The organism is Bradyrhizobium genomosp. III (genome assembly GCF_000261705.1).
GTDB classification, from domain to species: Bacteria; Pseudomonadota; Alphaproteobacteria; order Rhizobiales; family Xanthobacteraceae; genus Bradyrhizobium; species Bradyrhizobium ottawaense.
In genome coordinates, this window is the sequence record NZ_AJQF01000202.1 from 1 (window position 1) to 6,444 (window position 6,444).

8 protein-coding genes, 1 tRNA gene and 1 pseudogene are annotated in these 6,444 nt (G+C 63.8%); 8 read left to right on the forward strand and 2 right to left on the reverse strand.

The features are described from left to right. Positions 1–457, reverse strand: a pseudogene (locus tag IC66_RS0117495) (flagellar hook-length control protein FliK); the annotation flags it as partial. 343 nt (positions 458–800) lie between these two features. On the opposite strand from IC66_RS0117495, the gene mnmA reads away from it, so the two are divergent. The 8 genes from mnmA to IC66_RS0117540 all read left to right on the forward strand — a co-directional run bounded on the left by mnmA (position 801) and on the right by IC66_RS0117540 (position 6,100). Further along, positions 801–1,982 carry a tRNA 2-thiouridine(34) synthase MnmA gene (gene mnmA, locus IC66_RS0117500; RefSeq protein ID WP_038948492.1) on the forward strand — a complete coding sequence of 394 codons (1,182 nt, stop codon included), beginning with the start codon at positions 801–803 and terminating at the stop codon, positions 1,980–1,982. 20 nt (positions 1,983–2,002) lie between these two features. Then, on the forward strand, positions 2,003–2,641 hold the full coding sequence (locus IC66_RS0117505; protein ID WP_028140205.1) for a class I SAM-dependent methyltransferase: 639 nt from the start codon (positions 2,003–2,005) through the stop codon (positions 2,639–2,641). A gap of 44 nt (positions 2,642–2,685) precedes the next feature. Continuing rightward, positions 2,686–3,042 (forward strand): hypothetical protein, encoded by a 357-nt coding sequence (locus IC66_RS0117510; protein WP_028140204.1) that lies wholly within the window; start codon positions 2,686–2,688, stop codon positions 3,040–3,042. A gap of 257 nt (positions 3,043–3,299) precedes the next feature. Continuing rightward, a tRNA-Met gene (locus IC66_RS0117515) sits at positions 3,300–3,376 on the forward strand. 475 nt (positions 3,377–3,851) lie between these two features. Beyond that, positions 3,852–4,013, forward strand: a complete 162-nt coding sequence (locus IC66_RS43460; RefSeq protein ID WP_018318410.1) for a DUF2934 domain-containing protein — start codon at positions 3,852–3,854, stop codon at positions 4,011–4,013. Then, positions 4,010–4,195, forward strand: coding sequence for a hypothetical protein (locus IC66_RS0117530; protein ID WP_038948493.1), 186 nt, complete (start codon positions 4,010–4,012; stop codon positions 4,193–4,195). The genes IC66_RS43460 and IC66_RS0117530 overlap by 4 nt, the downstream gene beginning before the upstream one ends. A 319-nt stretch (positions 4,196–4,514) precedes the next feature. Beyond that, entirely contained in the window at positions 4,515–4,793 is a 279-nt protein-coding gene (locus IC66_RS0117535; protein ID WP_038948495.1) for a DUF2934 domain-containing protein, read from the forward strand. Between the two features lie 1,112 nt (positions 4,794–5,905). Then, on the forward strand, positions 5,906–6,100 hold the full coding sequence (locus tag IC66_RS0117540) for a hypothetical protein (protein WP_038948496.1): 195 nt from the start codon (positions 5,906–5,908) through the stop codon (positions 6,098–6,100). Positions 6,101–6,105: 5 nt separating this feature from the next. On the opposite strand, the gene IC66_RS49105 is transcribed toward IC66_RS0117540, so the two are convergent. Then, positions 6,106–6,444: hypothetical protein (locus IC66_RS49105; protein ID WP_210161482.1), on the reverse strand; the 339-nt coding region annotated here is incomplete at its 5' end.

Below are 6,444 nucleotides of genomic sequence, written 5' to 3' on the forward strand. Positions count from 1 at the left end.
TGAGCGTGTCGGTGCCCTCGGTCTGGTCGTCCTTGGTTTTCTCGGATGTGTCAGCCGATTTGGCGTCCGACGCCTCGGACTTGTCCTTGACCTTGTCCTTCGCCGTGCCGGCGTCCTTGGCCGCATCCGTGGTCGTGTCGTTCGACTTGTCGTTCGCCTTGTCGTTCCTGGCGGGCGCGGAGGTGTCGGTGTCGTCGCTCGCCCTGCTCTGCGAGGATTCATCCGTGGACGAGGTGTCGCGCGGCCCCTTGTCCGCGGAGGACGAATCGCTCCGCCGCGGCGCGCGATCCTGGGCCTGCGAGGCCGCATTGGTGTTGATCGCCTGGGTGTTGCTGTCGACCAGCGACCCGAAGGAGTCGTTCGCGGACGGCTCCCTGGCGCTCTGCGACCGCGCAGGCTTTTGCTGCGCGCTCGAAACTTGCACGCTGGCCACGACATCTGACGTACGACTGACCACAGGCAACCCCTTGGAAACATCTTCGGCATCAGGGGAGCAAGGAGCGGGCCAGTGCCCTTTCAGGTATATTTATGTAGCAAAATCAATCATTTATGGATTTTATCCCGTCACCGCAGGGCCCGCTGCGACCCCGCCATTTCTGCCTCCCCGGCAAGAATTGCCCTAAGCTGGCCGCCCCCGTGATTGCTTCACCGGAATGCCGCCTATATTAAAGAGGTTACTCTCAGCCGCTTTCGACCGGGCAGTCGTGCCTTGCGGGAACTAAAGTTCCCGGGGTTCGACGACGTCCCGCGAGAAGCATGAAATCGCGGATCGCCGCACGCCGTCACAACCCTTAAGGCCCATGCTCAACAGTCTGGATCTCGAAGGCCGTCCTGAGGACACCAGGGTCGTTGTCGCCATGTCGGGCGGCGTCGATTCCTCGACGACGGCTGCGCTTCTGAAGGCGGAAGGCTACGACGTCGTCGGCATCACGCTGCAGCTTTACGACCATGGCGCGGCGACCCATCGCAAGGGTGCCTGCTGCGCCGGCCAGGATATCCACGACGCCCGCGACGTCGCGGCAAAACTCGGCATTCCCCATTACGTGCTCGACTACGAGGATCGCTTCCGCGAATCCGTCATCGACAATTTCGCCGACAGCTACGCGCTCGGCGAGACGCCGGTGCCGTGCATCGAGTGCAACCGCAGCGTCAAATTCCGCGACCTCCTGAAGACCGCGCGCGAGCTCGGCGCACAGGCGCTCGCCACCGGCCATTACGTCGCCTCGCGCCGCCGCGAAGACGGCTCGCGCGCGCTGGTCTGCGCGGCCGACGCCGACCGCGACCAGAGCTATTTCCTGTTTGCGACGACGCAAGAACAGCTCGACTTCCTGCGCTTCCCGCTCGGCGACATGACCAAGCCCGAGACGCGCGAGCTCGCGCGCCGCTTTGGCCTGTCCGTCGCCGACAAGCACGACAGCCAGGACATCTGCTTCGTGCCGACGGGCCGCTACACCGACATCATCACGCGCCTGCGTCCGAATGCGATGGACCCCGGCGACATCGTCGATCTCGATGGACGCGTGCTCGGCCGGCACAATGGCATCGCCAATTTCACCGTCGGCCAGCGCCGCGGCCTCGGCATCGCCGCCCACGCGCCGCTGTTCGTGGTGCGGCTTGAGGCTGCCACCCGCCGCGTCGTCGTCGGCCCGCGCGATGCGCTGAAGATGCACCGCATCGCCTTGCGCGACGTCAACTGGATCGGCGGCGGCGACATCGACCGCGCCATCGGCGCCGGCCTCGAATTGTTCGTGCGCGTGCGCTCGACCCGCGCGCCGCAGCCGGCATGGCTGCGCGGCGCGAACGGCCATTATGAGGTCGAGCTCGTCGGCGGCGAGGAGGGCGTCTCGCCCGGCCAGGCCTGCGTGTTCTACGACGCGCCCAGTGGGCAGGCCCGCGTGCTTGGCGGCGGCTTCATTCAAAGCGCCGCCGCGAAAGTCGCGACAGGCACGGCGAGGCCGCTTGTCGAAGCGGTGCGCGGTTAAGAGAATTCAGGGCAGGGGGCATGGCAGCAGACATCTCGCGGGCCGGGGTCGAGAAGGCCTATGGCCGCTGGGCGCCGGTCTATGATCTCGTGTTCGGCAAGGTGTTCGACGCCGGACGGCAGTCGACCATCGCGGAGGCCGACCGCATCGGCGGCCGCATCCTCGACGTCGGCGTCGGTACCGGCCTGTCGCTGTCGGACTATTCGCGCACCACGAAAATCTGCGGCGTCGACATCTCCGAGCCGATGCTGCGCAAGGCGCAGGCGCGGGTGCGTGCGCTTCGCCTCTCCAATGTCGAAGTGCTCTCGGTGATGGATGCGAAAAACCTCGCCTTCCCCGAAAACTTCTTCGACGCGGTGGTGGCGCAATATGTCATCACCGCCGTGCCCGATCCCGAAGGCACGCTCGATGAGTTCGTGCGCGTGCTCAAGCCCGGCGGCGAGCTGATCCTCGTCAACCACATCGGCGCCGAGACCGGCCCGCGCAAACTGTTCGAGCTCGCCTTCGCGCCCGTCGCCCGCCGCCTCGGCTGGCGCCCGGAATTCCCGTGGGCCCGCCTCGAGGGCTGGGCCGCGAGGCACGGCGGCATCACCTTGGCCGAACGGAGGCCGATGCCGCCGATGGGGCACTTTTCGCTGATCCGCTACCACAAATCGTGATCGTGCCGAGGGAACACGCGCCGTGATCGGCGCGTTTTGCTCCCATGCGCACGACATCAAACATCATCCTGGCCAGCCTCCTGATCGTCGCCTCCGGCAGCGCGATCGCGCAGGCTCCGCCCGCCCCGGCGACGCCGCCGCAAGCGACCGCGCCGCCATCCCCGCAACATGCGGCCAATTGCACCCCGCAGGACCGCCCTAACCGCCAGGCCGATGGCACCACCACCGGCCAGTCCCGGGAACCGCTCGGCGACAAATTGGCAAAGTCCGACGGCGTGCTCTGCCCGCCCGCGGGCGTCGACCCCGAGATGCACGCCCCGGCCCCCGACACCGGCGGCAACACCCCGGTGATCCCGCCCCCCGGCAGCCCCGGCGGCGACCCGAACGTGCGGCCGAAATAGGCCCGATTCTTCCTTCGCCTCTCCCGCTTGCGGGAGAGGCCGGAATCCGCAAAAGCGCGGCTTCCGGGTGAGGGGGAGTCTCCGCAAATCTGATATCCAAAAACAGGCGATCCGCCGCCAAAACCGGTCGCTTTTCCACCCCCAAACGCCCTGTCGCGCCGAAGCTTTTAGCGAAGGCGGATTGACTTCCCGCCGCCCCCTTCTTTATATGCCGCGCGTTCGCGAGATCGGCCGTAGCCGCCGTTCGCGGGCCCTGTGGCGGGGTAGCTCAGCTGGTTAGAGCACGGGAATCATAATCCTGGGGTCGGGGGTTCGAGTCCCTCTCCCGCTACCAATATCCCCGAGCTTCGCATGTCCATCCTCCAAGAGGCGTTGCACGACCTGCTGCGTGTCCTGGCCTTTGCGACCTGGGGATGTGCGGTCGTAATCTTGGCGATGGCGATACGCCTGGCCTTCTTGAGAGCCGGAGCGTCGCCCGAGTGGCGCGGCCTGCTGACGCTCAGGCGTCCGTTGGCGAGCGAGCTCTCGCGGGAATTCCACGCGGCCAACAGCTCATGCGTCTCATGCTTGCATTCGCCGCGATGCTAGGCATCGGCGCCCTGCTGTTCTGGCTGGATACCCTGCTTCTTCCTGTCTCAAGTAATTTGATGAGCGTGCTATCGCCCGGCGCGCGCGATTAGGAACTCCCGCGCACGATGGAAGCTTGAATCCGCGGGTCAGCCTCGCCGCCGATCGCTGGCCTGCACGGCCCGCCTCCAAGCCCCCCATACCCCCCAGGGTGGGCCGTGCTTCACCAGAGGAGACGAGAATTGTCCGACCCGACCGAGCAAGAGATCAGAGAACGCGCGCACCGCCTGTGGGAGCAGGCCGGCAAGCCCGAAGGCCGCGAAGAAGAATTTTGGAACGCGGCCGAGCAGGAGCTGCGCAACGAGGAAAAGTCGAACACGCTGCGGACGCCGGATACGCTGTGACCGACAAGACCTGCCCATTCTGCCAGGGTCTGGGATGGGTCTGCGAAAACCATCCGCTCCGGGCGTGGAGCGAGAAACTCGGCGGCTGCCGCTGCGGTGAGGGCATGCCCTGCACCTGCAACACGACTGAGGATCCGGAAATCAGAGTGGTGATCGTCGAAGCCGACACGACGTGGCACTAAAGCATGACCCGGAAAAGTGCGCAGCGGTTTTCCGAAAAGATCATGCTTAAACAACAACCTGAAGCGCGATGGCGATTAATCCTAATCGCATCGCGCTTTAGCGGCGTCGACTCGATGTGATGGTGCGTAGGATGGGTGAGCCCTTGCGAATCCCGTCATGCGTCGACGTCGTCCAGACCCCGATGGGTTTCGCTTCGCTCACCCCATCCTACGCTCTTCCATCCCGCGCGCTTTTGCCGAGGGAACAGACCATCCCCGAAAGGAATTCAATCTCCGAACAGCACGGGCTCTGGCAACATTTCCCACGGCAGTGTCGGCGGTGGACGAGCAGAAAAAGATAGAGCACCAGATCGAACTCGCCACGCGAGCGGCCGCGCTCGTCAAGGACGAAACCACCGGCCAGCGCTTCCGCAGCTTTGCCGAAGAGCTGAAGCGAAAGCTCCGCCGCATGATGGGGCGCGGCCAGGTGCGCGCGCGCGCCTACGAGCTCTGGGAGCAGGCGGGCCGGCCGAGCAATCGCGACCTGGAATTCTGGCTCGAAGCGGAGCGGCAGGTCGAGGAAGAGCGGGAGGAGCGGAAGGGGGCGGGTGGTTCATAGGCGGAAGCTCCACCTCGATTGAGGGAGATCACGTTCGGACATCGTCATGCCCGGGCTTGTCCCGGGCATCCACGTTCTCAGTGCTGCACAGCAACAAAGAAAAAAGCCGCCGGGCTCTTCACCCGGACGGCCTCGAAAAGTCCCTAGCTGTCGATCGCCTCCGCAGCCTCACGCGTACCGCCGTTACCTTGTTTGCGGCCATGCTGGGTCATTGTAGGGGAGGGCCGCTGATTCTGCTGTGATCTGAAGCACACAGTGGAAAAGAGGATGGGGAGGGGAAGGTCCCGTGCCGCATGAGAGCTCGGTAGTAGGATGGGTTGAGCTCTTGCGAAACCCATCATGCCTCGGCGTTGGGAACATCTTGATGGGTTTTGGTCTCGGGCCGCGGGAGCTAGGCTTGTGTTCCATGGAGACTGAGGGCTTGTTTAGCAATCGCGACGATTGACTTGTCTGCCCATAACCCACCCTGTGTCGCCCTTCCGTCAACCCCTCCTCACAAAAATATTCCACTTTATCGAAATTCGGTTTCGGCGTATTTCTCGCCCATCCCGGCTCACCCAAGAGGGGCGACTATGTGTCGTCACTGTCGCGAGCCGGGCTTGCGGTGGACGCGGCAGCGTCGGCACGAGAGGTGCGGACAGGGCGGGTAGTCCCTGTGAGTCCGTAACCGCGTGCGACGAGCGGCGCTGTCAGGTTCGTCTCGCCGGAAGGTCGACGGCAACGTGCACAACGTCGTCGAACCCTGCGGCGAAATGGCGGGCCGTGCGTACGGCAAAACCGTGTGGACCTTTCCGCCAGTATTTTTTCGACTTGTTGATAGCGACGGAAGCATCTGAAGATAAAGGTATATTTTGATCTTCCCGCGCCAACGAAAGGCCGGCCCGAACCTGCCGGGCCCTAATAGGCCCTAGTTTCACACTATGTGCGCTGGCTCGGCCGCCCAGTGTCAGGACTTAATTGTGTACCATTCAGTACATAAATGGCAGCACGCGAAACGGAGCACGTCGTCCGGTGTTCTTCATGGGTAGGAACGCCCGGAGCCCACACGAGGTTAGATAGATTGCGCGCCATCGCGGCGGCGCTGACCGGTGCGTTGTATTGGAGGCGGCCCCGTGAAGTTCATCGTGGACGAAGCCGGCGAGATCATCGCCCAAGCAACGGATGACCATACTCTAATCGGCGGCCAACACCGCCTCGCAGTGGCGGCCAGCCTCGGTAAAAGACTGTTCTGGCGAGATACCGGCGAGCCTGTAAGGCTTGATAACTTCTTCAAGCATTACGGAAGTTCTCTTCGGCATACAGCCTGAGCCGCTTAAGGTAGAGGACGCGTCACCAAGGTCGGCAGAACATCACTGATGTTGAACTGGATGGTCCTGGCGCTAGAAAGTAATCGCGTGATCGGGCTGCGGATCGCGAAGCTGATGCGCGGCGGCAAAGCTGCCCAACGTGAAGCCCACCGCATAGTCAGTGAAAAAATGGTTGCGGCGGCGAAGGCCAGCACCAGCTTGATGGCGGGCGCTTCCGGCGACAAGATTGTTGAGCAATATCGAACAATGGTGGCGGCGAACGCCAAAAGGCTCAGTCGCAAGCGAACGCGCAAACGAAAATCGCGATGAATTTGCTCGGGCGGCAAGAGCGGCTTGTCCTGCCG